General features: G+C 31.3%; 20 protein-coding genes and 1 other RNA gene. 2 read left to right on the top strand and 19 right to left on the bottom strand.

What is annotated here, in order from left to right:
* Positions 1 to 153: 153 nt before the first annotated feature.
* The 3 genes from yjeM to T514_RS0104900 all read right to left on the bottom strand — a co-directional run bounded on the left by yjeM (position 154) and on the right by T514_RS0104900 (position 3111).
* Entirely contained in the window at positions 154 to 1665 is a 1512-nt protein-coding gene (yjeM, locus tag T514_RS0104910; RefSeq protein WP_027623770.1) for a glutamate/gamma-aminobutyrate family transporter YjeM, read from the bottom strand.
* Positions 1666 to 2047: 382 nt separating this feature from the next.
* A complete protein-coding gene (locus tag T514_RS0104905) occupies positions 2048 to 2773 on the bottom strand; it encodes a DUF2812 domain-containing protein (protein WP_027623769.1) in 726 nt (241 codons plus the stop codon).
* Positions 2770 to 3111, bottom strand: coding sequence for a PadR family transcriptional regulator (locus T514_RS0104900; RefSeq protein WP_027623768.1), 342 nt, complete (start codon positions 3109 to 3111; stop codon positions 2770 to 2772). The genes T514_RS0104905 and T514_RS0104900 overlap by 4 nt, the downstream gene beginning before the upstream one ends.
* A gap of 189 nt (positions 3112 to 3300) precedes the next feature.
* Here T514_RS0104900 and T514_RS0104895 point away from each other — a divergent pair, with 189 nt between their 5' ends.
* Entirely contained in the window at positions 3301 to 3906 is a 606-nt protein-coding gene (locus T514_RS0104895; protein ID WP_027623767.1) for an ECF transporter S component, read from the top strand.
* A 174-nt stretch (positions 3907 to 4080) separates the two neighbouring features.
* Positions 4081 to 4491 carry an LAGLIDADG family homing endonuclease gene (locus T514_RS0104890; protein ID WP_027623766.1) on the top strand — a complete coding sequence of 137 codons (411 nt, stop codon included), beginning with the start codon at positions 4081 to 4083 and terminating at the stop codon, positions 4489 to 4491.
* A 319-nt stretch (positions 4492 to 4810) separates the two neighbouring features.
* Here T514_RS0104890 and ssrA read toward each other — a convergent pair.
* From ssrA to T514_RS0104810, 16 genes are all read right to left on the bottom strand, one after another.
* Positions 4811 to 5138, bottom strand: a transfer-messenger RNA (tmRNA) gene (ssrA, locus tag T514_RS26030).
* A 174-nt stretch (positions 5139 to 5312) separates the two neighbouring features.
* Positions 5313 to 5783, bottom strand: a complete 471-nt coding sequence (smpB, locus tag T514_RS0104880) for an SsrA-binding protein SmpB (RefSeq protein ID WP_027623765.1) — start codon at positions 5781 to 5783, stop codon at positions 5313 to 5315.
* A gap of 224 nt (positions 5784 to 6007) precedes the next feature.
* Entirely contained in the window at positions 6008 to 8260 is a 2253-nt protein-coding gene (gene rnr, locus T514_RS23795) for a ribonuclease R (RefSeq protein ID WP_084284299.1), read from the bottom strand.
* Positions 8261 to 8410: 150 nt separating this feature from the next.
* On the bottom strand, positions 8411 to 10432 hold the full coding sequence (locus tag T514_RS0104870) for a sodium-translocating pyrophosphatase (RefSeq protein WP_027623764.1): 2022 nt from the start codon (positions 10430 to 10432) through the stop codon (positions 8411 to 8413).
* An 84-nt stretch (positions 10433 to 10516) separates the two neighbouring features.
* Positions 10517 to 10744: a preprotein translocase subunit SecG gene (gene secG / locus T514_RS0104865; protein WP_027623763.1), complete on the bottom strand. Its 228-nt coding sequence runs from the start codon at positions 10742 to 10744 to the stop codon at positions 10517 to 10519.
* A gap of 208 nt (positions 10745 to 10952) precedes the next feature.
* On the bottom strand, positions 10953 to 12248 hold the full coding sequence (eno, locus tag T514_RS0104860) for a phosphopyruvate hydratase (RefSeq protein WP_027623762.1): 1296 nt from the start codon (positions 12246 to 12248) through the stop codon (positions 10953 to 10955).
* Between the two features lie 107 nt (positions 12249 to 12355).
* Complete coding sequence (gene gpmI, locus T514_RS0104855; RefSeq protein ID WP_027623761.1) at positions 12356 to 13897, bottom strand: 2,3-bisphosphoglycerate-independent phosphoglycerate mutase; 1542 nt, start codon at positions 13895 to 13897, stop codon at positions 12356 to 12358.
* 10 nt (positions 13898 to 13907) lie between these two features.
* Positions 13908 to 14657 (bottom strand): triose-phosphate isomerase, encoded by a 750-nt coding sequence (gene tpiA / locus T514_RS0104850; protein WP_027623760.1) that lies wholly within the window; start codon positions 14655 to 14657, stop codon positions 13908 to 13910.
* Positions 14658 to 14843: 186 nt separating this feature from the next.
* Positions 14844 to 16040, bottom strand: a complete 1197-nt coding sequence (locus T514_RS0104845; RefSeq protein WP_027623759.1) for a phosphoglycerate kinase — start codon at positions 16038 to 16040, stop codon at positions 14844 to 14846.
* A 225-nt stretch (positions 16041 to 16265) separates the two neighbouring features.
* On the bottom strand, positions 16266 to 17273 hold the full coding sequence (gap, locus tag T514_RS0104840; protein WP_027623758.1) for a type I glyceraldehyde-3-phosphate dehydrogenase: 1008 nt from the start codon (positions 17271 to 17273) through the stop codon (positions 16266 to 16268).
* A 148-nt stretch (positions 17274 to 17421) separates the two neighbouring features.
* A complete protein-coding gene (locus tag T514_RS0104835; RefSeq protein ID WP_027623757.1) occupies positions 17422 to 18450 on the bottom strand; it encodes a sugar-binding transcriptional regulator in 1029 nt (342 codons plus the stop codon).
* A gap of 340 nt (positions 18451 to 18790) precedes the next feature.
* The gene (gene rpoN, locus T514_RS0104830) at positions 18791 to 20146 is read right to left on the bottom strand and encodes an RNA polymerase factor sigma-54 (RefSeq protein WP_207640920.1); all 1356 of its coding nucleotides are present in this window, start codon (positions 20144 to 20146) and stop codon (positions 18791 to 18793) included.
* Between the two features lie 133 nt (positions 20147 to 20279).
* Complete coding sequence (locus T514_RS0104825; RefSeq protein ID WP_027623755.1) at positions 20280 to 21215, bottom strand: ABC transporter permease; 936 nt, start codon at positions 21213 to 21215, stop codon at positions 20280 to 20282.
* A complete protein-coding gene (locus T514_RS0104820; protein WP_027623754.1) occupies positions 21208 to 22299 on the bottom strand; it encodes an ABC transporter permease in 1092 nt (363 codons plus the stop codon). The genes T514_RS0104825 and T514_RS0104820 overlap by 8 nt, the downstream gene beginning before the upstream one ends.
* Positions 22292 to 23836: an ABC transporter ATP-binding protein gene (locus tag T514_RS0104815; RefSeq protein ID WP_027623753.1), complete on the bottom strand. Its 1545-nt coding sequence runs from the start codon at positions 23834 to 23836 to the stop codon at positions 22292 to 22294. The genes T514_RS0104820 and T514_RS0104815 overlap by 8 nt, the downstream gene beginning before the upstream one ends.
* Positions 23837 to 23916: 80 nt before the next feature.
* Positions 23917 to 25032: a BMP family lipoprotein gene (locus T514_RS0104810; protein ID WP_027623752.1), complete on the bottom strand. Its 1116-nt coding sequence runs from the start codon at positions 25030 to 25032 to the stop codon at positions 23917 to 23919.
* Positions 25033 to 25763: the final 731 nt, after the last annotated feature.

The raw sequence follows: 25763 nt of genomic DNA, 5'->3' as shown, positions 1-25763 counted from the left end.
TTAAAATACCCTCCTAATTTTTTAAAAAATCTTACTTTTATATAATACTAATCATATTTTATCATGTTTTATATAATTCTTTATGACAAAAACGTGTAATCTTGATAACTAGAATTATGTTATCAAAACTACACGCTTCAATAATTATACAATTTATTTCAAAATGCCACCTTTATTTTTCTTTTCATAATTGCTATACATTAACCATGCAACTACTGAGAATATTATTGGTCCAGCTATACTCCAAATTGTTGTTTGCATATCTCCTTCTATAGCTGGTTGTATTATACAAAACAAATTGGCAAGCCCTACTGTTAAAATAACTACCCAAGTCCAAAAATTTGCAATCCCTTGAGTTTTGTATATTACAAAGGGTTTCTTAATTTCTTCTTTATTCTTAAAATAAGGAAATGCAATAGCTATAAACATATATGGAAGTGTCATGGCTACATTAGTCATGGAAATAAGTATATTAAAGAATGCAGCCATTGAACTTCCTCCAAAAGACACTAATGCTATCATTATACAAACTATAGCAGCTTGAATCCACATAGCATTGATAGGTAATCCATCTCTTGTCTCTCCAATCTTTCCAGGCCATAATTTAGTTGGCGTTCCTTCAATCAACTGTTTTAATGGTGAATACATCAGTGTAAAGAACGCACCTGACAATGCTAGTGACATTGAAAGTCCAACAAATCTTGCAACACCTCGTCCCAAGGCCATGGCTATACTTTCACTTGCTCCAAAAGCTGTACCAAGTGAATATCCCAAATTAGACATAACTATATAACTTGCGTTTCCCAGATTAACCTCTTTAATCCCCATTACAGCTCCCCAATTAGTAAATACACCAACAAGCAATATTCCTAATGAATACCCTACTGATATTACAGTTGCTGAAATAAGAATTCCTTTAGGAAAAGTTCTTTCCGCATCTTCAGTTTCATCAACTAATCCACCTACAGCTTCTATTCCCCCATAAGCAAATAGAGCATATACTACAAATGCTAACGAAGCAATAATGTTTCCAACATATTTAGGATTTGGTGTTTGTGTAAATGATTTCACTCCTTCAATTGGCTGAGCTAACTGTCCTTTATTTCCTACAAGTACTGCTATAGCACCAACCCAAAGAAACACATTCAATAATAAAACTGCACTTCCACCTAATGAGGTTACTTTCTTTATCTTCTCAATACCTTTAGTTGATGTATAAGTTACCACCAATATCCATATAATTCCCAACACTCCTAAAACTTGTGGCCCTTGAAGTCCAAATAAAGTCCAACTTTGTGTTGTATCTTTTCCAAATATAGCATTTGATACTGGAATCCACATACCAGATGCAACGTTAACCATCCAAGTTACATAAGAACAATACCACATGAATGTTCCAATAAACGCAAATCTCGGACCAATGGATCTATTCATCCATGAATAAATTCCACCTTTCTCCTCTTTAAAAGCAGAACCAAATTCAGCTACCATTAATGCAAACGGAACAAAGAAAGTTATTGCTGAAAAAATGTACCAAGGAATAGCAGCATAACCCATTTTGTAAAATGATCTTGGAATATTGTTAAATCCATAAACAGATGTGAAAATCATCAATGTCAAAGGTACCAAAGTTAGTTTTTTTGTTGACTTCTCGCCTGAATCCATTTTTTTCACCTCGTTTTATAGCTTGTTCCAACTTTGCTAAACAATTCATATCCATTTTCTTATATTGTTGTTTAATTTCAATTACAATAATAATACTTTTTCCTCATTACATTATTTTTATGTATCAACCCTAACAGCCAAATTGAACCACTCAAGGTGACTAAAATACACATTTGCTATTTAAATATAAAAAAACTGTGTTAGAATTACTAACACAGCTATATTAAAATTTTTATCACTATCTAAATTATACGAAAATTATCAACATAAATTAAAAGCACTATATACATACTATATATAAAGCTTATATGATTAGTAAAATGTACCTATAAACAATCTAACAAAGATACATATGACCATTTTTATGTCTTATAATATAATTTTATAAAGACTTTTTCTTTTGCTTATACTTATTTAGACTTGAAATAATATAGAAAATGCCCAAAAGAATAAAGAAAGTTGCAAAGTAGCTTTTCTCAACAAAATCCATTATACCTATGATCATGAAAACAATGCCTGTAAACGCATCTATTTTCCATAAATTTTTACTAGAAGTTATTCCTCCATCACATTTACCATTTTTATTTAGCTGTTTTACACGAGATTTATATGCTAAATAAGGCATAAAATTAAAAATAAACACAAAAATATCTACTATCAATAATAATAAAACAATTAGAAAAATAGGTCTTATGGCAATTGCAGAAATAACTAATAAAATCGTAAGAGCAATAGCTGTAATTAAAGAATAAACAGTTCCCTTACTGGTTTGTTTCTTCACTCTATCATATTTATCAATCTCTGATTCACGATCACTATAGATTGGCTTTGTGCCTGCTTGTGCCATAAAAATATGTATTCCATTATCTAAAGAAATAACAGGTGTCCAACCAGCTGCTGAAAACAGACTAAAATACTCTTCAGTTGCTTCATTTTGATAATCTAAGCTATACTCTATATCTTTAGGTATATCTTTTTTTAATTTATAAAAGAAACCTGCCACTATATCTTCTAATATCCAACCTTCCCTTGCGTAATTCCCCAATATTTTCATGTCACTTTCTTCACTAAAGGCAAATCCATTTATCATAACATACTTACTTTTCATTTCACATCCCCCTCCATTTTTCCCAAAAAGTGCTCAGCAAACTTCACCATCTTTTTTTTTCGTTCAATCTCCTTTACAAGCATTTCACGTCCTAAACTTGTAATTTTATATACTTTTTTATTTTCATCTGTTGCAGCATTTAATTCAATAAGTCCTGCTATTAAAAGCTTTTTCAATGTTGTATAAAGTGATGCAGGACCAATAACCACTTCATTATTAGTTAACTCTTCAATAATTTTCATGATTAAGTATCCATGTTTTTCCTCCACTACACTTGATAATATGTAAAAAGCAGAATCTGTTAGTTCTCCTACATCAATAGAATCTTTTCGCGGCATATCATTTTCCTCTCCATATCATTTATTTTTATATCATTTAATGATATATCATTTAATATAATATATCATTAAATGATATATATGTCAACAAACAAGTGTATCCATACAATTGTTTCAATATCTTTTTAGTACTATAATATTGGTATAATTTTCATGAAAAAAATATTAATTATAAGGAAGGGTTCTTATATGAAAAATAAAAATATAAAAATCTTAAAATTAAGTCAGACTGCATTATTTGCGGCTTTATGTTTTGTATCATTTACTTTTCTTCAAATTAAAATTCCAGTACCAGGAGGAGATGCAACTTCATTACATGTTGGCAATACTTTCTGTGTATTAGCTGCTTTACTTCTTGGTGGATGGTACGGAGGATTAGCTGGAGCTATAGGAATGACAATAGCTGATTTACTAGATCCCGTATATATTTTAGTAGCACCAAAAACATTTGTATTAAAATTTTGTATTGGCTTAATAACAGGATTAGTTGCACACAACTATGCCAAAATAACCAAAAGCAATAATAAGAAATACGTATTTAAATGGAGCATTATTGCATCTATTTGTGGACTATCTTTTAATGTTGTTTTTGATCCTATTGTAGGATACTTTTATAAACAATACATTCTAGGACAACCTCAAAAGGCTGCATCAGTCTTAGCAAAGCTAAGCGCATTTACTACATTTTTTAATGCAATAGTATCTGTAATATTGATAGCTTTAATCTATAATGCTATAATGCCAATTTTAAAAAAATCAGGATTTTTACTACCAGTAGGATCAGATGAAAAGTAATTAAGACACTTAAAAGCCAATGCTTAATGGCACTAAGCACTGGCTTAAATCTTGTAGTATCACTAATTTGATAACAATGTAAAAAATAAATCTTCTGTAAAATCCTACCCCTGATAGATAATAATATTCTTATATAAATATAGAAATATTATTAGGATGATGTATATGAACTCATTGACATCAGAAGAGACTGCTTATATTGCAGGAATTATAGATGGTGAAGGAAGTATTATGCTTATTAAATTTCATAACAATCAATTTCCTGCCCCGTGTATTAGTATAAGTTCAACAAGTATGGAATTATTAAAATGGATAAAGCACAAATTAAATACTGGAACAATTAAATCTAAAAGAAACTATAATCCTGATAAGCATAAAAACTCGTATACATACGAACTAAAATATAATGATGCAATTGAACTTTTAACCTGGATATATCCTTACTTAATAATCAATGAAAAAAAGGAAAGAGCTATAATAATTATAAATGAATATAAAAAAGTAACACCTCGAAATGGAAGGTATTCTAAAGAAATGCTCCAAGCAAAAGAACTCTTTTATGAAAGGTTTATGAAGATAAGGTAAAAGCTCTATACACATATTGTGTATAGAGCTTATTCTTGGTGGAGGCGAGGGGACACATTATTCCATTGTTTCCAAATGGTGCTGACTATATCTTGAACTTACTTTTAGTAAGTCCCCCGGCATGTTATAGAAGTTATATTATAGTTTGAAAACTTCTATCCTAGTACTTCATATCTTTAAGACTTAGAAGCCTATGAGTCGATACGTGGCTGTTAGATTTCCCTACATACCACTCGGTATTGCCGTCGTCATAACACGTTACGGTTTCACCGATAAAGCCGGATTTTCACTTATGAATCACTTCATAAGGCGACTCTTATGAATCGAACCCCTGTCCGAAAGTAGCAATCCCTGAGCATCTCCGAGTGCAGTCCTTATTTTAACATTCCCTCTACCAGACGCCCAAGGACAGGCTTCTGGTTTCAGTAGCTTCATAAATTCCGTTCCTAGGTCAAAGCTTTCCTAGTCTCGGTACCCCACTGTCGACGCCAGACCCTAAGTCGTGGGACTCTTAGGCTGACGAGCTGCTAACTAGGCAGCTAATGCAAAATTATCGTTTGCGTTTATTTGTTTTCCCAGTTTTTTAACGCGGGCCCAGGACCCCTCGACTCGCTTCCCAGGGACAACTTACCCCCGTCGAAACCATGTACGCCCCCATGTTAAGGAGGTTACAAGATTTAATTTAAATCTTCAAAACGATAACCTTCATTTCACAATATACATTTATATTAAATTGTTATTGTCTCCCGACAATTAATATAATATATCAATTTTAGATATTTATCAATAGTAATTATTAGGTTATATTTATAATCTATTGTTTAATATCTACTTCTTTCCTTCATTTCTCTATCTATGTCGCGCTTTGCTGCTTTTTCTAACATAGTGTTTCTCTTATCATAATCCTTTTTACCTCTAGCTACAGATAAACATACTTTTACTCTTCCATTCTTTAAATATAAAGATAATGGAACTAGGGTATACCCCTTTTGAGCAGTATATGCTGTAAGCTTTAGTATTTCTTGTTTATGAAGAAGAAGTTTTCTTTCTCTTAAAGGATCTTTGTTAAATATATTTCCTTGTTCATAAGGACTTATATGCATATTACACACAAATACTTCCCCATTTTTTATATCTGCATAACTATCTTTTAAGTTAGCTTTACCAGCTCTTATGGATTTCACTTCTGTTCCTACTAATTCTATTCCTGCCTCAAAACTTTCTTCTATAAAATAATCATGTCTTGCTTTTCTATTTTCTGCTAAAGTTTTATTTCTTGAATCTTTACCCATTTAAAACACCTACTTTAACTCTAAAAGGTAATCTATAATTTATGTTTGTATTATATTATAGCATATAATACAAATGTATAGAAGAGAATTACTAAAGATACTCTTAGAAAAACAGAAATTATTGTAAAAATAAAAAAGTGACCTGTAAAATCTCTTTAATATTTATGGATTATCTTACAAGCCACTTTGCTAAGTCTATCTACTTAATATAATAATTATGTTATTTATTCCTCATCAGATTTATAATGGGATATTGGAGCAGTTATTTCACTTTCTCCTTCTTGTAATTCTTCCTGTTTTCCTTGTGAATCAATGTTTTCTTCTGTTAATTCATCCCCTAATTCTTCTAAAGAGTCTTCCTTCTCATCATTTAAAAGTTCAAAATAAATTTCATGGGAATCTAAGTCTACTTTATCAACTTTTATTTTTACATCATCACCTAATCTGTGTATTTTCTTAGTCCTTTCCCCTACAAGAGATAAATGTCTTTCATCGTATACATAGTAATCATCTAATAGAGTACTTATATGCACAAGTCCCTCTATAGTATTAGGAAGCTCAACAAATAATCCAAAAGCCGTTACTGAGGAAATTATTCCTTCATAAACTTCTCCTATTCTTTCACTCATGTATTCAGCTTTCTTTAAGTCGTCTACTTCTCTTTCTGCATCATCTGCTAATCTTTCCATATCTGATGACTGTGTTGAAGCATATTCTACTTCTACTATAAGTTTTTTGCCTCTATTCTCTGTAACCTTGCCATTTATAAATTCTTTAATTATTCTATGAATAATTAAATCAGGATATCTTCTTATAGGTGAAGTAAAGTGACAGTAGTATCTAGCCGCCAATCCAAAGTGTCCAACACATTCTGGAGAATATCTAGCTTGCTTTAATGAACGTAAAAGTAAAGTATTTACTACTGTTTCTTCTTTCTTTCCTCTAACTTTATCTATTATATCCTGTAAAGCCTTTGGATGAACCTCCTGTCCAAACCTTACTGAATAACCCAAATTATAAACAAATTCATTAAAATGAGTAAGCTTTTCTAAGTCTGGCTCTTCATGAATTCTATATACAAAAGGTACATTTACCCAGAACATATGCTCAGCTACAGTTTCATTACAAACTAACATAAACTCTTCAATTATTCTGTTAGCTATAGCTCTTTCATAAGGCTTAATATCAATAGGTTTTCCTAATTCATCTAATATTATCTTGCATTCTTCAAAATCGAAATCTATAGCCCCTCTAGTAATTCTCTTTTTATATAGTACATGACATAACTCTTCCATAAGTTTAAACTCATTTAATAGATAGTCATATCTTTTAATAAGTTCTTCGTCTTTATCTCTTAAAATCTTTGTTACATCTGTATAAGTCATTCTTTCACTTGTTTTTATTATACTTTCAACTATCTCATGATCTACTACCTTACCTGTTTTGTCTATTTCCATAAAACAGCTTAAAGTTAATCTATCTACTTTAGGATTTAAACTGCATAATCCATTAGAAAGTTTTTTAGGTAACATTGGAATTACTCTATCAATTAAGTATACTGAAGTTCCTCTTTTTAATGCTTCCTTGTCTAATGGATTTTTCTCCTTTACATAATGAGTTACATCCGCAATATGTACTCCTAAATAATAATTGCCATTTGATAGTTTTTCTATAGAAACTGCATCATCTAAATCCTTAGCATCTTCCCCATCTATAGTTACTATCTTTAGATTTCTTAAATCTTTTCTTCTTTCATATTCTTCTTGTGGAATTTCTTCTGATAAGTTTTCAGCATAACTTTGTACCTTTGCAGGGAATTCTTCTGGCAATTTATATTTCTTTATGATTGTTAAAATATCTATGCCCTTATCTCCCTTTTTACCCAAAATATCTACTATTTTTCCTTCAGGATTTCTTCTTGTTTCAGGCCATCTTACTATCTCTGCAATAACTATTTGGCCTGACTTTGCTCCCATGGTATCTCCCTTAGAAATAAATACATCCTGATGAATTCTCTTTTCATCTGGAACAACAAACCCAAAATTTTTACTTTCTTCAAAAACACCAATTACAGTTTTATTGCCTCTTTCTAGTATTCTTATAACTTCTCCTTCGCACTTCTTACCATTATTCTCTTCTCTTAATATTTTCACCATTACTCTATCATTATGCATGGCTCCATTCATATTTGATGAAGGAATAAATACATCCGGTCTTTCTATATCAGCTATTAAGAAACCAAATCCTTTTTGATGTCCCTGAAGTTTTCCTACTACCAATCCCATTCTTTCTGGAACACCATAATGTTCTGTACGTGTTTTTACTATTAATCCATCCTTTTCCATATAGCTTAACATTTTTAAGAACTCTTCGAACTCACTTTTTTTCACATCAAAAATTCTAGCTAATTCTCTAGCATCCATAGGCTTATAAGCCTGTTCTCTCATAAAGTTAATAATATTCTCCTGTATATTCATATTACACCTCCAAATTCATTAATCCAAATTATTAAAAACCTATACTATTAATACACTTTTTCTTAGTTTAGGTAAAATATTATAAAATTATTCAGTTTACGAAAGGACTCATCTTAAAGATGAGTCCTTTTATCAGAATATATCTCTAATTTATTTTAATAAATCTATTAATATTCCACCATACTTTACTATAATTGGTGCAAATACTAAAGAAACTATAGTCATAAGCTTTATAAGTATATTCATAGATGGCCCTGATGTATCTTTAAAAGGATCTCCTACTGTGTCTCCTACTACTGCTGCTTTATGTGCAAAGCTTCCTTTACCACCATGAGTTCCACCTTCTATATACTTCTTAGCATTATCCCATGCTCCACCAGCATTAGCCATTAAAATAGCTACTAGAACTCCTGTAACAACTGCTCCTCCTATAAGTCCTCCCAAAGCTTCTTTCCCAATTAATATTCCAACACCAATTGGAACTATAATAGCTAATATTCCTGGTAGTATCATTTCTCTAATTGCTGCTGCAGTAGAAATATCTACACATTTCTTATAATCAGGTTTTGCCTTTCCTTCCATAAGTCCTGGTATATTTTTAAACTGTCTTCTCACTTCTTCAATCATTTCATTAGCTGCTTTACCTACTGATTCCATAGTTAATGCTCCAAATAGGAAAGGAAGTACTCCTCCTATAAATACACCAACAAGAGTTATAGGATTTAGTAAATCTATAGACTTAAGTTCTACAGCTTGTGCATAAGATGCAAATAATGCTAATGCAGTCAGTGCTGCTGATCCTATAGCAAAACCTTTTCCTATAGCTGCTGTAGTATTACCAACTGAGTCTAGTTTATCAGTAATTTCTCTTACTTCATGAGGTAACTCTGACATTTCAGCTATACCCCCAGCATTGTCTGCTATTGGGCCATAAGCATCTACTGCTACTGTTAAACCTGTGGTAGAAAGCATTCCTACTGCTGACAAGGCTATTCCATAAAGCCCCATCATGCCATTTGTCTTTCCATCCATAATAAAATAAGAAACCATAATTCCAACACACATTAATACAATTGGCCATAATGTAGAAAACATTCCTACTGCAAGACCTGATATTATGGTAGTGGCTGCTCCAGTTTCTGATTGTTCTGCAATTCTTTTTACATATTTATATTCATCAGATGTATAAACTTCTGTAACTTTTCCTATAACCATACCAACAACTAATCCTGAAGCTATAGCTCCAAAAGCTTTGAAATTTCCAAAAACTGCATTACTAAGTATAGCTGCTGATATTATAACAATAAAACCACCTAAATAGGTTCCTGAATTCAATGCCTTTTGTGGATTAGTCCCCTTATTATTTCTAGCAAATAATACACCTATAATCGAAGCCAATATTCCTATAGCCGATAACAATAGAGGGTATATTATTCCTTCTTTGTTACTAAATAATACTGCTCCTAAAGTTAAAGCTGACACTATTGAGCCTACATAAGATTCAAATAAGTCTGCACCCATACCAGCTACATCACCTACATTATCTCCAACGTTATCTGCAATTACAGCAGGATTTCTTGGATCATCTTCTGGTATTCCAGCTTCAACCTTGCCAACTAGGTCTGCACCTACATCGGCAGCTTTAGTGTAAATTCCACCGCCAACACGTGCAAATAGTGCAATAGAACTTGCTCCAAGACCAAACCCTGTTACAACCTCCATGTTTCCCTCAAATATAAAATACATGACTCCTAACCCAAATATTCCAAGGCCCACAACACACATTCCCATTACTGCTCCACCAGAAAAAGCAATTTTTAAAGCTTTACTCTGGCCGTGCCTAGCAGCTTCTGCAGTCCTTACATTTGCCTTGGTTGCTACATTCATACCAAAATACCCTGCTAAGATAGAGAATAGGGCACCAAACACAAAACATATTGCGGTTTGCCATTTTACAAATATAGCTAAAACTGCACCCACTATTACTATGAATGCAGCCAAATACCTATATTCTGTTTTTAAAAATGCCATAGCTCCATCATGAATGTACCCAGATATCTCCTTCATTTTTTCATTTCCTGGGTTCTCTTTGGAAATTGAACTACCTAAAAAAAATGCGAAAGCTAATGCTAATACTCCCGCTAAAATTGTGAAAATAAGATAATTACTCATTTTACCATATCCCCCTAACCCATTTTAGAGTTTTCTATAATTTTATATATTTATGTAAATATAAAACTATCCCCCATAAAAAAACTATTTAACTAAATTTAAAGCTAAGGTTACTGCTGCAAAAATTAAAGCTGATATAATAGTAAGTCTTGACATAGTTGCTTCAAAAGTTCTTGTCTTATTCTTTGAATAGAAAGTATCAGTAGCTCCTGTTAAAAGACTAAAACCTTGTGTTTTTGCTGGTTGAGCAAGTACAGATACTATTAAAACAATAGATACAATTACTTGCACAGCTATTAACAAATTTTTCATTACATTACCTCCATTATTATTAATATAATTTCCCCATAAGTTTTAATTAAGTATATTTTAGCATAAGTTTTCACAATGAACAATGTGCTGGATAAATAATAATAGTAAATTTTTAACATCAATTATTTTAGAAATAAAAATTTAGAAAAAAGAGAAATGTTAATACTTAAAATATAACATTTCTCCCTTTCTTACTTTTTATTTAAACTTATTTTTTTATATTATAGAATGCCTTTAGTCCTCTATATTCAGCAACTGTTCCTAATTCTTCTTCTATTCTTAAAAGTTGATTATATTTTGCAACTCTTTCACTTCTTGCAGGTGCTCCTGTCTTAATCTGTCCTGCATTTACAGCAACAACAAGATCAGCTATTGTAGTATCTTCTGTTTCTCCTGATCTATGTGATACTACAGCAGTATATCCTGCTCTTTCAGCCATTTCTATAGCATTTAATGTTTCAGTTAAAGTTCCTATTTGATTTAATTTAATTAATATAGAGTTTGCTACTCTTCTTTCTATACCCATAGTTAATCTCTTAGTATTAGTTACAAATAAATCATCACCAACTAACTGAATCTTATTTCCAAGTCTTTCAGTGATAAGCTTCCATCCTTCCCAATCTTCTTCTGCCATACCATCTTCTATAGATATTATTGGATACTTTTCTACAAGCTTAGCATAGTATTCTACCATCTCTGCTGGAGTTAATACTTTTCCTTCACCTTTCAAATTATATTTACCATCTTCAAATATTTCTGATGAAGCTGGGTCTAAAGCTATAAATAGTTCTTTTCCTGGAGTATATCCAGCTTTTTCTATAGCTTCTACTATAACCTGAATTGCTTCTTCATTGGAATTTAAGTTTGGAGCAAATCCACCCTCATCGCCAACTCCTGTATCATATCCCTTGGATTTTAATAATGACTTTAATGCATGGTAAACTTCTGAACTCATTCTTAATGCTTCAGAGAAACTAGTAGCTCCTGCTGGCATAATCATAAATTCTTGAAGATCTACATTGTTATCAGCATGCTTTCCACCATTAATTATATTCATCATTGGTACAGGAAGAACCTTAGCATTTACTCCTCCTATGTATTGATAAATACTTAATCCTAGATGCTCTGCTGCAGCCTTAGCACAAGCAAGTGATACTCCCAGCATTGCATTAGCACCTAATTTCCCTTTATTTTCTGTTCCATCAACTTCAATTAATGTTTTGTCTATTAAAACTTGATCAAATACGTTCATTCCTATAAGTTCTTGAGCAATTATATTGTTTACATTATCAACAGCTTTAAGTACACCTTTTCCGTTATATTTTGATTTGTCTCCATCTCTTAATTCAACAGCTTCGAATATTCCAGTAGATGCTCCTGATGGCACTGCTGCTCTTCCTACTGTACCATCTTCTAAAATAACATCAACTTCTACTGTAGGAAAACATCTTGAATCAAGAATCTGTCTTGCTACTACGTCAACAATTTCTACATAATTTTTCATAATTAAAATTCCTCCCTTTAACTTAGAGTACAGAGTATAGAATACAGATATTACTAGAATTTTTCTATGCAAAATTCTTTCATTCTCTGTTATCTGACCTCTGTTATCTATTCTCTTATAATAAGGCTTTCGCCTGTCATTTCTTCTGGTTTCTTAAGTCCCATTTCATCAAGAATTGTTGGAGCAATATCTGCAAGTATTCCTCCATCTCTTAACTGTTTGCCCTTAGAATAATTGCTTACATATAAATAAGGAACTTCATTAGTAGTGTGAGCAGTCATTGGTTTTCCTGTAGAATAATCTATCATCTGCTCAGAATTTCCATGGTCTGCAGTTATAAATACAGTTCCATCCTTCTCTAGCACCTTATTAACTATCTTACCTAAGCATACGTCTACATCTTCTATAGCCTTTTTTGCAGCATCAAATACTCCAGTGTGTCCTACCATATCTGGATTGGCAAAATTCAATATTATTAAATCATATATATCTGAATCTATTCTTTTTAAAGCTTCATCAGTAACCTCATAAGCACTCATTTCTGGTTTTAAATCATAAGTTGCAACCTTCGGAGATGGTATAAGCGCTCTATCTTCTCCTTCATTAGGTTGTTCTACACCTCCATTAAAGAAAAAGGTTACATGAGCATATTTTTCAGTTTCTGCAATTCTTAATTGTTTTAATCCTAAACTACTTATATATTCACCTAAAGTATTAGTATAACTTTCTGGTTTATAAGCTATACTCACATTCTCTAAAGTTTTATCATATTGAGTCATTGTAACAAAATTAAGACTTAAGGTTTCTCTTTGGAACCCATCAAATACTCTATCATTTAAAGCCCTAGTAAGTTCTCTTGCTCTATCTGGTCTAAAGTTAAAGAATATAACTGAGTCTCCATTTTTTATCATACCAGTAGGTCTTTCATCCTTTAATACTACTGTTGGTAAAACAAATTCATCTGTTTTATTATCATGATAAGAGTTATCTACAGCTTCAATAGCTGACTTTGAAAACTCTCCCTTACCTAATACCATAGCATTATAAGCAAGGTTTACTCTTTCCCATCTCTTATCTCTATCCATAGCATAGTATCTACCACATATAGTAGCTATTTCTCCTACACCAAGTTCTCTCATATACTCCTCTATTGCAACTATATACTCCTTAGCAGAAGAAGGTGGAACATCCCTTCCATCTAAGAAAGCATGTATATATACATTCCTTACTCCCTTTTCTTTGGCAAGTTTTAATAGCGCCTTTAAATGACATATATGTGAATGAACTCCTCCATCAGACAATAGTCCTAACAAGTGAAGAGAAGTATTATTAGCTATAGCTTTATCCATAGCTTCATTTATTACATCATTTTCAAAAAACTTACCTTCATCAATTTCCTTAGTAATCCTAGTTAGCTCTTGATATATTATTCTTCCAGCTCCAATGTTTAGATGGCCTACCTCTGAATTTCCCATCTGCCCTTCAGGAAGACCAACGCTCATACCACTTGCCTTTATATGCGTATGAGGGTAATTATTAAAAAGTGCATCATAATTAGGCTTATGCGCTGACATTATAGCATTTCCATCTACTTTATCTGTTATTCCAAATCCATCAAGGATCATTAACATCACTGGTTTTTTAATCATTTTTTACCCCCTATTTATAGTTTACAATAGCGGCAAAATCTCCAGCCTTAAGACTTGCTCCTCCAACTAATGCTCCATCTATATCTGACATAGCCATCTGCTCCTTTATGCTAGAAGGTTTTACTGATCCACCATATTGTATTCTAATTTTTTCTGCTACTTCTTCTCCATACAATTCTTTTACAATACTCCTTATGAATGCTATAGTTTCATTTGCTTGTTCTGATGTAGCTGTCTTCCCTGTTCCTATAGCCCATATAGGTTCATAAGCTATCACTAGATTTTCTACTTGATTAGGAGTTAATCCTGCTAAATCTAGCTTAACTTGTCTTCCTATAACTTCCTCTGTGATTTTGTTTTCTCTTTCATATAAACTTTCGCCTACACAAAGAATAGGAATTAAATTATGTTCAAAAGCAACTTTTAATTTTTTATTTACAGTTTCATCTGTTTCATTAAAATATTGTCTTCTTTCACTATGTCCTATTATAACGTAATTTATACCTAAAGCTTCAAGCATACCTGGTGAAACTTCTCCAGTAAAAGCTCCCTTTTCTTCAAAATACATATTCTGAGCTCCTACCTTTATGTTTGTACCTTCTACTGCATTCTTTACAGCTTGAAGACATACAAAAGTTGGACATACAACTACATCACACTGAGCATCTTTTACCATTGGCTTTAATTCCTGAACTAACTTAACAGCCTCTTCTATAGTATTATGCATTTTCCAATTTCCTGCAATTATAGCTTTACGCAACATAAACACCCCTCTTTTTTTATTTAGCAAAGAGTTAATGGTGAAAAGTGAAGAGTAAAGATATTTTTTCTTAATGCCTTAATAAAAATAACTATTTTAATTCTTTTGATATTTTTAATTTAGTTAAAAACATCTACCATTACTCTTCATTCCTAATTCTTAATTCTTCACTATTTATTGATAAATTTATTTATCATTAAGCGCTGTAATTCCTGGGAGTTCCTTTCCTTCTAGGAATTCTAATGAAGCTCCACCACCAGTGGATATATGAGTCATTTTATCTCCAAAGCCTAATTGGTTAACTGCTGCTGCACTATCTCCTCCACCTATTACTGTAGTAGCATTAGACTCTGCCATAGCTTTTGCAACTTCCTTAGTACCCTTGGCAAAATTATCAAATTCAAACACACCCATTGGGCCATTCCATATTACAGTTTTTGCATTTTTCACTTCATCAGTATAGATTTTTGCAGTCTTTGGCCCAATATCAAGTCCCATGTATCCTTCTTTTATGTTTTCATCTTCTGTTACAACAGGTTCTGCATCTGCTGCGAATTTATCTGCTACCACATTATCTACAGGTAAAAGTAGGTTTACTCCCTTTTGCTTAGCCTTTTCTATCATTTCCTTTGCATATTCTATTTTATCTTCTTCAACAAGAGAATTTCCTATGCTATATCCCTGAGCTTTTAAGAAAGTATAGCTCATTCCACCACCAATTATCAATGAATTTACTTTATCTAAAAGATTATTTATTACATTAATTTTATCTGAAACTTTTGCTCCTCCAAGAATAGCAACAAATGGTCTTTCTGGATTTTCTACTGCTTCCCCTAAGAATTTCAATTCCTTTTGAATTAAATATCCGCATACAGCTACTGATACAAATTCTGTAACTCCTACTGTAGAACAGTGAGCTCTATGAGCTGTTCCAAATGCATCATTTACAAATATATCTGCAAGAGAAGCCAGTTCCTTTGAGAAGGTTTCTTCATTTTTTGTTTCTTCTTTTCTAAATCTCGTATTTTCTAGTAATATTACATCTCCATTTTTTGCATTTTCTACTGATTTTTTAGCATTTTCTCCTACCACATTATCATCAGCTGCAAATATTACTTCCTTATTTAATAATTCTGATAATCTCTTTGCTACTGGAGATAGAGATAATTCAGGTTTAACTTCTCCCTTTGGCTTTCCCATATGAGAGCATAATACTACCTTTGCTCCATGCTCAATTAGATATTTAATAGTTGGTAGTGCTCCTAGCAATCTATTTTCATCAGTTATCTTTCCATCCTTTAAAGGCACATTAAAATCACATCTTACTAAAACTCTTTTGCCTAAAACATCTATATCTTCTATGGTTTTTTTATTAAATCCCACAAATATCATCCTTTCTATAAAAAAAGTGCTAAGCACTTTTTTAGTTGACAGAGGACAATTGTCAACTAAATAAACTGCTTTTTAATGTTATCCACAGATTTAAAACTTTACAACTTCATATAGATTTAAAAAAGGGCTTTGCCTTATAGCTATAACTACAAACCAAAACCCTCTTCAGTTATTCTCAACTATACTATAAGTTAAACAAACTGTTTTAAGTTTAAATTATAGTCTGTCAGCTACATATTTAGTTAAGTCAGCTAATCTATTTGAATAACCCCATTCATTATCATACCAAGCAACTACTTTAGCTAATCTCTTACCCATTACCATAGTTGAAAGCCCATCAACTATTGAAGATCTTTCATCACCTCTATAGTCAATTGATACTAATGGTTCATCACTGAATCCTAATATTCCTTTCATTTCTGTTTCTGCTGCTTTCTTGAATGCTGCATTTATTTCTTCAGCTGTAGCATCTTTTGATAATGTACACACTAAATCAGTCATTGAAACAGTTGGTGTTGGTACTCTAACAGCCATACCATTTAATTTTCCTTTTAATTGAGGAAGAACTAATGCAACTGCTTTTGCTGCTCCTGTTGTTGTTGGTATCATAGCTTCTGCAGCAGCTCTTGCTCTTCTTAAATCTTTGTGTGGGGCATCAAGAATTTTCTGGTCATTTGTATATGAATGAACTGTAGTCATAAGTCCTTCTACTATACCAAACTCTCTATCTAAAACTTTAGCAAATGGTGCTAAACAGTTAGTTGTGCAGGACGCATTAGAAATGATGTTGTGCTCTGCAGGATTATATTTTTCTTCATTAACACCTAAAACAATAGTTATGTCTTCGTTTTTAGCTGGTGCTGAAATAAGTACTTTTTTAGCTCCTGCTTCAATATGTGCCTTTGCTTTTGTAGCATCAGTAAATAATCCAGTTGATTCTATTACTATATCTACTCCTAAGTCCTTCCATGGTAAGTTTTTAGGATCTCTTTCAGCATATATTCTTATTTCTTTTCCATTAACTACAATAGCATTTTCTGTAGCTTCTACAGTTCCATCAAAGTGTCCATAAAGAGAATCATATTTTAATAAATGTCTTAATGTATCTGGATTTGTTAAATCGTTAATAGCTACTACTTCTAATTCATTAGCATAATTTTTTACTAATGCCTTAAATACATTTCTTCCTATTCTTCCAAAACCATTAATACCTACTTTAATCATTTAAAGTACCTCCTTGAAATTAAAAAAATTATATTTTAATGCTAGTATTGTATGTCATAAAAATTATTTTATTATACATTGATATACATTTATAGATATTATTGTTACAATAATTTGATTATAACTCATTTGTATTTTTTTACAAATATTAACTTCTAAATAATTTTAAAATTTCTCTAGCTGCGCCTTCATCTGTCACTAATATACTATTGGTATTATTTATTTCTGTTGATATTATAGCCTTTGCTTTACACATTCCTCCAGCTACCGCTATTAAGTGCTGTATTTTACCAATTTGTTCGTTTCTTATTCCCATAGTAGGAGTTGAGTAAATTACTTCTCCTTGCCTATTAAAATAATAACCAAAGGCTTCTCCTACAGCCCCTTTATGTACTAGCTTTTGAATTTCTTCTGAGGATAAACCTCTTCTTCTAGCCATTTCGTCAGCTCTTCCTATTCCATAAATTAATATATCTGTATCATCAATTATATCTAATATTTCTTTTACATCCTTTTCCTTCATCATAGCATTCATAGCTTCATTGCTTAAATTATCTGGTACATGAAGAAGTTTATAATTACAATTTAGTTTGTTAGCAAAATTTGATACTAACGTATTAGCTTGAGTTTCTAGGTTTCTTCCCATACCGCCTCTTGCTGGAACTGCCATTACATTACTTAAATTGTTCATCTTGGACATATTATCAATAACGTCTTTAACAGTACTACCTCCAGTAATAGCTACTATTTGGCTATCAACTAATATGCTTTTTAAATAATTAGCTGAAGCTCTTCCTAATTCTTTCATTATTGTAATATCTTCATCTAAATTACCTGGGACTATAATTACATTCTTTATTCCTAACTTTTTCTTTAAAGAATGCTCCAATTCGGACAATCCTTTAATGTCATGAATAAAATTTTTAAGTTTTTCTATTATTTCTTCACCTTCAGAAGTAATAATCATTCCTGGAAGGGTAATATCTATAAAATTTTGCTCCCTAAGAAAATTTATTTCCGTTCTTACAACTCTCTCACTAAGCTCTAAATTTCTAGCTAAAATCCTTCTTCCTATAGGCTGATTATAATATATATTTCTTAAAATATTATATCTTTTCTCCATTAATTCTATCATTTCAGGAATAATCTTCTGTTGTAACTTTAATATTTCTTCCAAACAAAGCACCCCTCTGGTCGTTTAATGTCCCAGTGATATTTTTTATGTCCCACTTATATTATAAAACAAATTCAATGATTTTCCAAGAGGAAGTGTAAATTTTTTTAATATTTTTTTAAATAGTTTTATTTTTCTAGAGTACAGATGATAGAACAGTTCTTTTATAATGAAATCTAAACTTTTAGCACAAGTTTTTTACATAATAGCAAGCACACTTTTTTGCCTGATCTATAAACGATCCTTAGTTCTAAAACTCTGTACTCTTTTTTATAATCTAACTTAATTCTTATAGGATTTTGGTTACTTCAACCTAGGTTATCCATAGATTTCAAAACTTAGTTTAATATCTTTTTCTTCCCTTGGATGATTTTATACCCATTTCTTCTCTATATTTTGCCACAGTTCTTCTTGAAATATTCACACCTTTTTCATTTAAAATGTTAGCAATAACCTGATCTGATAGGGGATCATTTTTATTTTCTTTGTTTATTAAATTCTCTATACCTTTTTTTACCTCAATGGTAGATAATGATTCATTTCCTTCTTTAGATATTAACCCTGTAATAAATAAATCCTTTATTTTTACCGTACCTTTATCTGTATATATATATTTATCTCTTATAGCTCTACTTATAGTAGATTCATGCATATTTAGGCTATCAGCAATTTCCCTTAATGTCATAGGCTTTAGAAATTTTTCTCCATAATCAAAGTATTCTCGTTGAATCTGAATTATCTTTTCTAAAACTTTATATATAGTACTTTTTCTATGTTCTATACTTTTAATCAAAAACGCAGCACTATCTAATCTATCTTTTACATACTCAAAAGCATCTTTATCTTCTTCTCCATTAATAATTCCTTTATACAAGTTATTTATAGTAAGTCTTGGCGTTAAAGAATCATTCATAATTATATAATACTCTTCATTAATCTTTTTTATATATGCATCTGGCATAATATAATTAACTTCTTCTCCCGTATAAAATCCTCTAGATGGCTTTGGCTGTAATGTTTTTATAAAATCTCCATAGTTTTGTGCTTCTTTCACACTGATATTTAATTTTTTTGCAATAGCATTATATCTGTTTTCAGCAATATCCTCCAAATGATTGTTAATTATTATATATAAGTTTTCATCTTCTATATTTCTTTTTTCGCACTGTATTGTTAGACATTCCTTTAAATCTCTAGCCCCTATTCCATCAGGTTCTAATCCTTGTACAATTTTCAAGGTTCCCTCTACAATATTTTTAGAGACTTTTAAATCCTTTGCAATATCATCTAATGCTTCTCCTAAGTATCCCTTTTCATCTATATTTTCTACAATATAATCGCAGATAACTTTCATGAAATCATTTACATTTAGATCCCTAATTTGATCTTTTAGATATTCTTTTAAGGATTTTTTCTCAGATATAAACGTAAATGGCGATACTTCCTCATCATTATTTTTTATAGTATTAGAATGATTATAATTATCAAATTCCAAATACTTTATTAGTTTTTTATAATCTAAACTATTCTCCTTATTTTCATCCCCATATTTTATCTCCAGAAGAGGATTCTCTTGTATTTCTTTTTCCACAAGTTTTTGCAACTCATAAGAGGATAACTGAAGTATCTTTACAGATAACTGCATTTGTTGGGTCATTATTAACTTTTGCTCCTGCGATATAGATAAATTAAAATCCATATTCATATCACAACACCCTTTCATACTAAATATATTATATCACCTATTTTTTTTATAGTGTAGTGAATAGCAATTTTAATTAAAAAATAAAGAATATGATAAAATCATATCCTTCATTTCTAGACTAATTATGTTATCTTTGACCTTTTTCATAAGGTACTCCGTCAGCAGCTGGAGCTTGTGTTTTCCCAACAAATCCTGCAAGTACAAGCATTGTTAATATATATGGGAATGCCTCATACATTTCTCCAGGCAGTGTCCACCCAAAGCCCTTGGCAAATAATTGGAAGGCATCTGCAAAAGCAAATAAAAGTGATGCCCACATAGCATTTATTGGCTTCCAATTACCAAATATCATAGCAGCTAAAGCTATGTATCCTCTACCGCTTACCATTCCTTCTCTATAAAGATTCATAATTCCTATAGAAAGAGTTGCTCCTCCAAGCGCTCCAAGTATACCAGATAATATAACACATAAATATCTGATTCCATATACATTTATACCTAAAGTATCTGCAGCCTTTGGATGCTCACCAACTGATCTTATTCTAAGTCCAAGTGGAGTTTTATATATAATATAATGAGATACAAATACCAATATAAAAGCTAAAAATACAAACCAATTAAGTTCTTTAAGTAAAGGTCCTAATATGGGCACTTTAGCCATAGCTTCTGTGGGATATGGTATTGAATCTACTACACTTGTTTGAGATGCAGTACCAAAAAATTTAACTATTAGAAAGCTCATAAGAGCATCTGCAAATACATTTATACCAACACCAGATACTACTTGATCTGCTTTTAGATTAACACTTAAATATGCATGTATGAATGATACAGCAATTCCCGCTATTATAGCAAACAAAATCCCCATCCAGGCATTACCTGTTACATAAGATCCAAGCACCCCAAAGAAAGCTCCTGTAATCATAATACCTTCTAATGCAATATTTACAACTCCTGATTTTTCAGAAAATACTCCACCTAAGGATGCAAATATAAGAGGCGTTGCAAGTCTTAATGTGGCTCCAAGAACTCCTATTATAGTTATAAATAATGAACTATTCATTTGCTAAAGCCTCCTTCTTTTTCATTCTTTGAGATATTAATCTAAATGCATATTCTCCAGCTATAAATAATATTATTATACCTTGAACTAAATAAACTATAGTTTTTGGTATACCTGCAAGCATTAATGTTCCAGAACTATAATTTAATGCAGCAAATAAAACAGCTGAGAATATTACTCCTATAGGATTACTTTTAGCAACTAAAGCTACAGCTATACCATCCATTCCATAGCCAGGGAATCCTCCAAGTTGTGCCGATTGATGCTGTACTCCCATTATATGAGTAGCTCCTCCAAGCCCTGCTATTATACCTGATATAACCATTGCAAGTATTATATTCTTACCTATGCTTATTCCTCCATACTCCGCTGATGTAGCACTTAAACCAACTGCTCTTATTTCATAACCTATAGTAGTTTTCCATAAAAGAATATATACCAAAAACACCACTATTATTGCTATAAATATGCTTACATTTAATCTATTATATTCACCTAAAAATCTAAACAATTCCGCTGATTTTTGTATATTTTCTGTTGAGGCTGAATTTTCCATATGAAAAGGCCCCATAGTAAAATAATTTGATATACTTCTAGCTACAAAGTTAAGCATTATAGTATTTACAACCTCATTTGTTCCAACTCTAGCCTTTAAATATCCTGGGATTGCTGCCCATATAGCTCCTCCTATAGTTCCAGCAATGATTGTTAAAGGAATATGAATTATTGCTGGAATTCCTGGAATAAGTCCAACTATAGTTGCAACTATCATACCTATCATAAATTGACCTTCTACACCTATATTAAAAAGTCCTGTTCTAAATGCTACTGCATGGGCAAGTCCTGTAAAAATCAAAGGTGTAGCAAAAACTAAAGTTTCTACTAAATTTGTCTTTGTCCCAAAACTTCCCTTCCATATAGATTTAAAAAGCAATTCTGCTGCCTGGGAAAAATTATAATCTTTTGCCCACATAACAAAAAATACAGAGATAAATAGAGCTAAGATTATTGATATGGCAGATATGGAAAAATTCTTTAGTATATTTGCATGATTGTTATTACTTACTTTACCTTTTTTACTCATCTCCTTTACCTCCTTCACCAGCCTTTTTTAACTTTCCTCCCGCCATAAGTATTCCAAGTTTTTGTTCTGTAGCATCTTTAGCATCTAATATATCTACAATCTCTCCATCATATATAACAGCTATTCTATCTGATAGCGCCATTACCTCATCCAATTCAAGTGACACCAAAAGAACTGCCCTTCCACTGTCTCTTTCTTGAACTAGCCTTTTGTGTATATATTCGATTGCTCCTACATCCAAGCCTCTTGTAGGTTGAGCTGCAATAATAAGATCTGGATCCTTTTCTATTTCTCTTGCTACAATAAGTTTTTGTTGGTTACCTCCTGATAATGCGGAAGCACTTACATCCTCATTAGGAGTTCTTACATCAAAGTTTTTAATTAAATTATTAACATGCTCTCTAATGTTTTTATAATTCATCATAATTCCTTTAGCAAAAGGTTCTCTATAATGTATTCCTAAAACTGAATTTTCTAGTAATGAATATTTAAGGACAAGTCCTCTTTTATGTCTATCTTCAGGAATATGTCCCACACCTGATTCAGTTATTTCTTTAGTAGTTTTTCCTGTAATATCTTCACCTTTTAAATAAACTTTACCTTCTGTTGCTTTTCTTAACCCTACTATGGTTTCAATAAGCTCTGTCTGACCATTCCCATCTACTCCTGCTAAGCCTAAAATTTCTCCAGCTTTTAGCTCAAAATTTACACCTCGTAATGCTGGTAGACCTCTATGATCCAAAGCTTTTAAATTTTCTATTTTTAAAATAGCATCCCCTATTTTAGGCTTACTTTTTTCTACTACTAAATTAACTTTTCTTCCCACCATCATTTCCGCAAGTCCATCTATATCAGTATCCTTTGTTTTAACGGTGTCTATATATTTTCCTCTTCTTATTATTGTAACCCTATCACTCATACTCATAACTTCTTTAAGTTTATGTGTAATAAGAATTATAGACTTACCTTCCTTAACCAAATTTTTTAATATTACTCCTAATTCCTTTATTTCTTGAGGAGTAAGTACTGCTGTAGGCTCATCCAATATCAATATTTCTGCCCCTCTATATAGAGCTTTTAATATTTCAACTTTTTGCTGTTGCCCTACAGTTATATCTTCGATTACAGAATTAGGATCAATGTTAAATCCATACTTATCTGCTAATTCCTTAGTATCTTTTTTCGCTTTTTCTATATTTATTGATAGGGCTCCCTTTTTAGGTTCCTGTCCCAATATCATATTTTCTGCTACAGTAAAATTATGAACAAGCATAAAATGCTGATGCACCATTCCTATACCAAGTTTTATAGCATCCTTAGGACTTTTTATATCAACTTTCTTATCGTTTACATATATTTCACCAGCTTCTGGCTGATAAAGACCATATAGTACGTTCATCAATGTAGTTTTACCTGCGCCATTTTCCCCTAACAGCACATGAATTTCTCCCTTTTCTAATGTAAAATCTACATTATCGTTAGCTACTGTTCCTGGAAATATTTTTGTTATCGCTTTCATTTGCACAACATTACCCATTTTAGTCCTCCCTCCTTATGTTTTAGAATTATCATTGGATAAAAAAAGCTAGATGCCTAAGCACCTAGCCTTAAAACTAACTAAATCTGAGGAACTTTAAATGCTTTAAGCTCTTTTCTTGTTCCTGGTACCTTAAATTTATCTGCTTTTATTGCTTCTTTGTACTTATCTGATAATTCTTTTGATTCTTTTGTAACTACTTTTTCATTTATTGTTGGAGCTACCCTTACTCTATCTTCCTTTATACCAAGTACTAAATGTTTTCCACCCTGGAATTTACCTTCTTGAATAGATTTTATAACATCTATTACAGATTCTCCTACCTGTTTTTCCATTGAAATGATTATTGTATCTTTGTATTTTTCTAACTTTGGATCTGCTGCCTGGTCTGAGTCAACACCTATAGCATATCTATTAAGTTCCTTTGCAGCCTTAAATAATCCAGTACCTGCTCCTCCTGCTGCGTGGAATATTATGTCACATCCACTATTGTAAAGCATTTTTGCAGCTTCATATCCTTTTTGTTGGTCAGTAAATGAATCTATATACTTAACATTTTTTCCTGGTGAAAGTTTATTTACATTTTCACCTACAGGCATTAATAATTTTCCTGCCTCTGGATTAACTGACATAACTCCAGCTGCAAATCCTGATTCAAATCTATTTATAACTTCTCCTTCTCTTCCACCTATAAATCCAATTTTATTAGTTTTAGTTAATTTTCCAGCAATAACTCCAACTAAGAAAGAGCCTTCCTGTTCTTTAAATGTAATTGATACAGTATTAGGTGTATCTACTATATCATCAACTATCATAAATTTTTTATCCTTAATTTCTGAGGATACATTTTTCATAGCATCTTTCATCATGAATCCACATCCAACTATTAAATCAGCAGTTGTTGCCATTGTTTTTAGATTTGGTTGGTATGCATTTTGTTGTTTTGATTCTATTGGAGAAATTTTTTCAATTTTTAATTCCTTTTCAGCCTTTCCTATACCTACAAGTGCTGATTGGTTAAAAGAACCATCATTAACTCCACCTTCATCTGTAACAAGACCAACTTTTAATTTTGCTTCTTGTTTTGCTGGTTCTTTTCCAGCTTCAGGTTTCTTTTCTCCACCACCACAGCCTGCAAATAATGAAACTGACATTACTGTAGCTGCTAATAGAGATAGTACTCTTTTTTTATTCATTTTAATACCCCTCCTAATAAAGTTATATAATAAAAATTTTACATGGCAATATAATATTCTACAAAACTCATAATTTTCCTTCTTATGTATTATATTCTATTTCAAATATTCATATTTATCATTACTTTGAAATTATTACAATCAATTGGATTAACACTTCACCTTAATCTTTAAAGCATAAATAAAACTTATGTTTTATTTTAATATACCCATTCTATGCATTTTTCTATATATTATTCATATGCTTAGTAGTCACTCCATAGTACAACATTATATGTAACCCTTTTCACATTTTTCAATAACAATACTTTATACATATTGTTTATTCTATAATTATAAAGTATTTTTTACATAATATTATATATTCTTAGAAAATAATACTTCTCATTTTTGTCCATCACAGAATAATGATAATACATACATTTTATCATGATTTTGTAATAATTACAATTAATTACATCATGCAGTTTATTAAATTTTCCACTATCTAGAATTAATCTTTTACATATTATTACCACATTTGATAATTAATGAGCATTCCAGCATAGTGTGTAACCCTTTTCACATTTTAAAATGATACTCCAATAACATATATTACGCACTATGGCTAATACATATATTTTATCATTACTTTATAATAACTACAATTAGTTATATAAAAAATTATACTTGGTTTTTTAACTAGATTAGTATTTTTATTTAATATACTAATTCCACATGTTGTTCCTATG

Source organism: Clostridium lundense DSM 17049, assembly GCF_000619945.1.
GTDB lineage: Bacteria > Bacillota > Clostridia > Clostridiales > Clostridiaceae > Clostridium_AO > Clostridium_AO lundense.
This window is presented reverse-complemented; position numbering and strand designations above follow the sequence as displayed.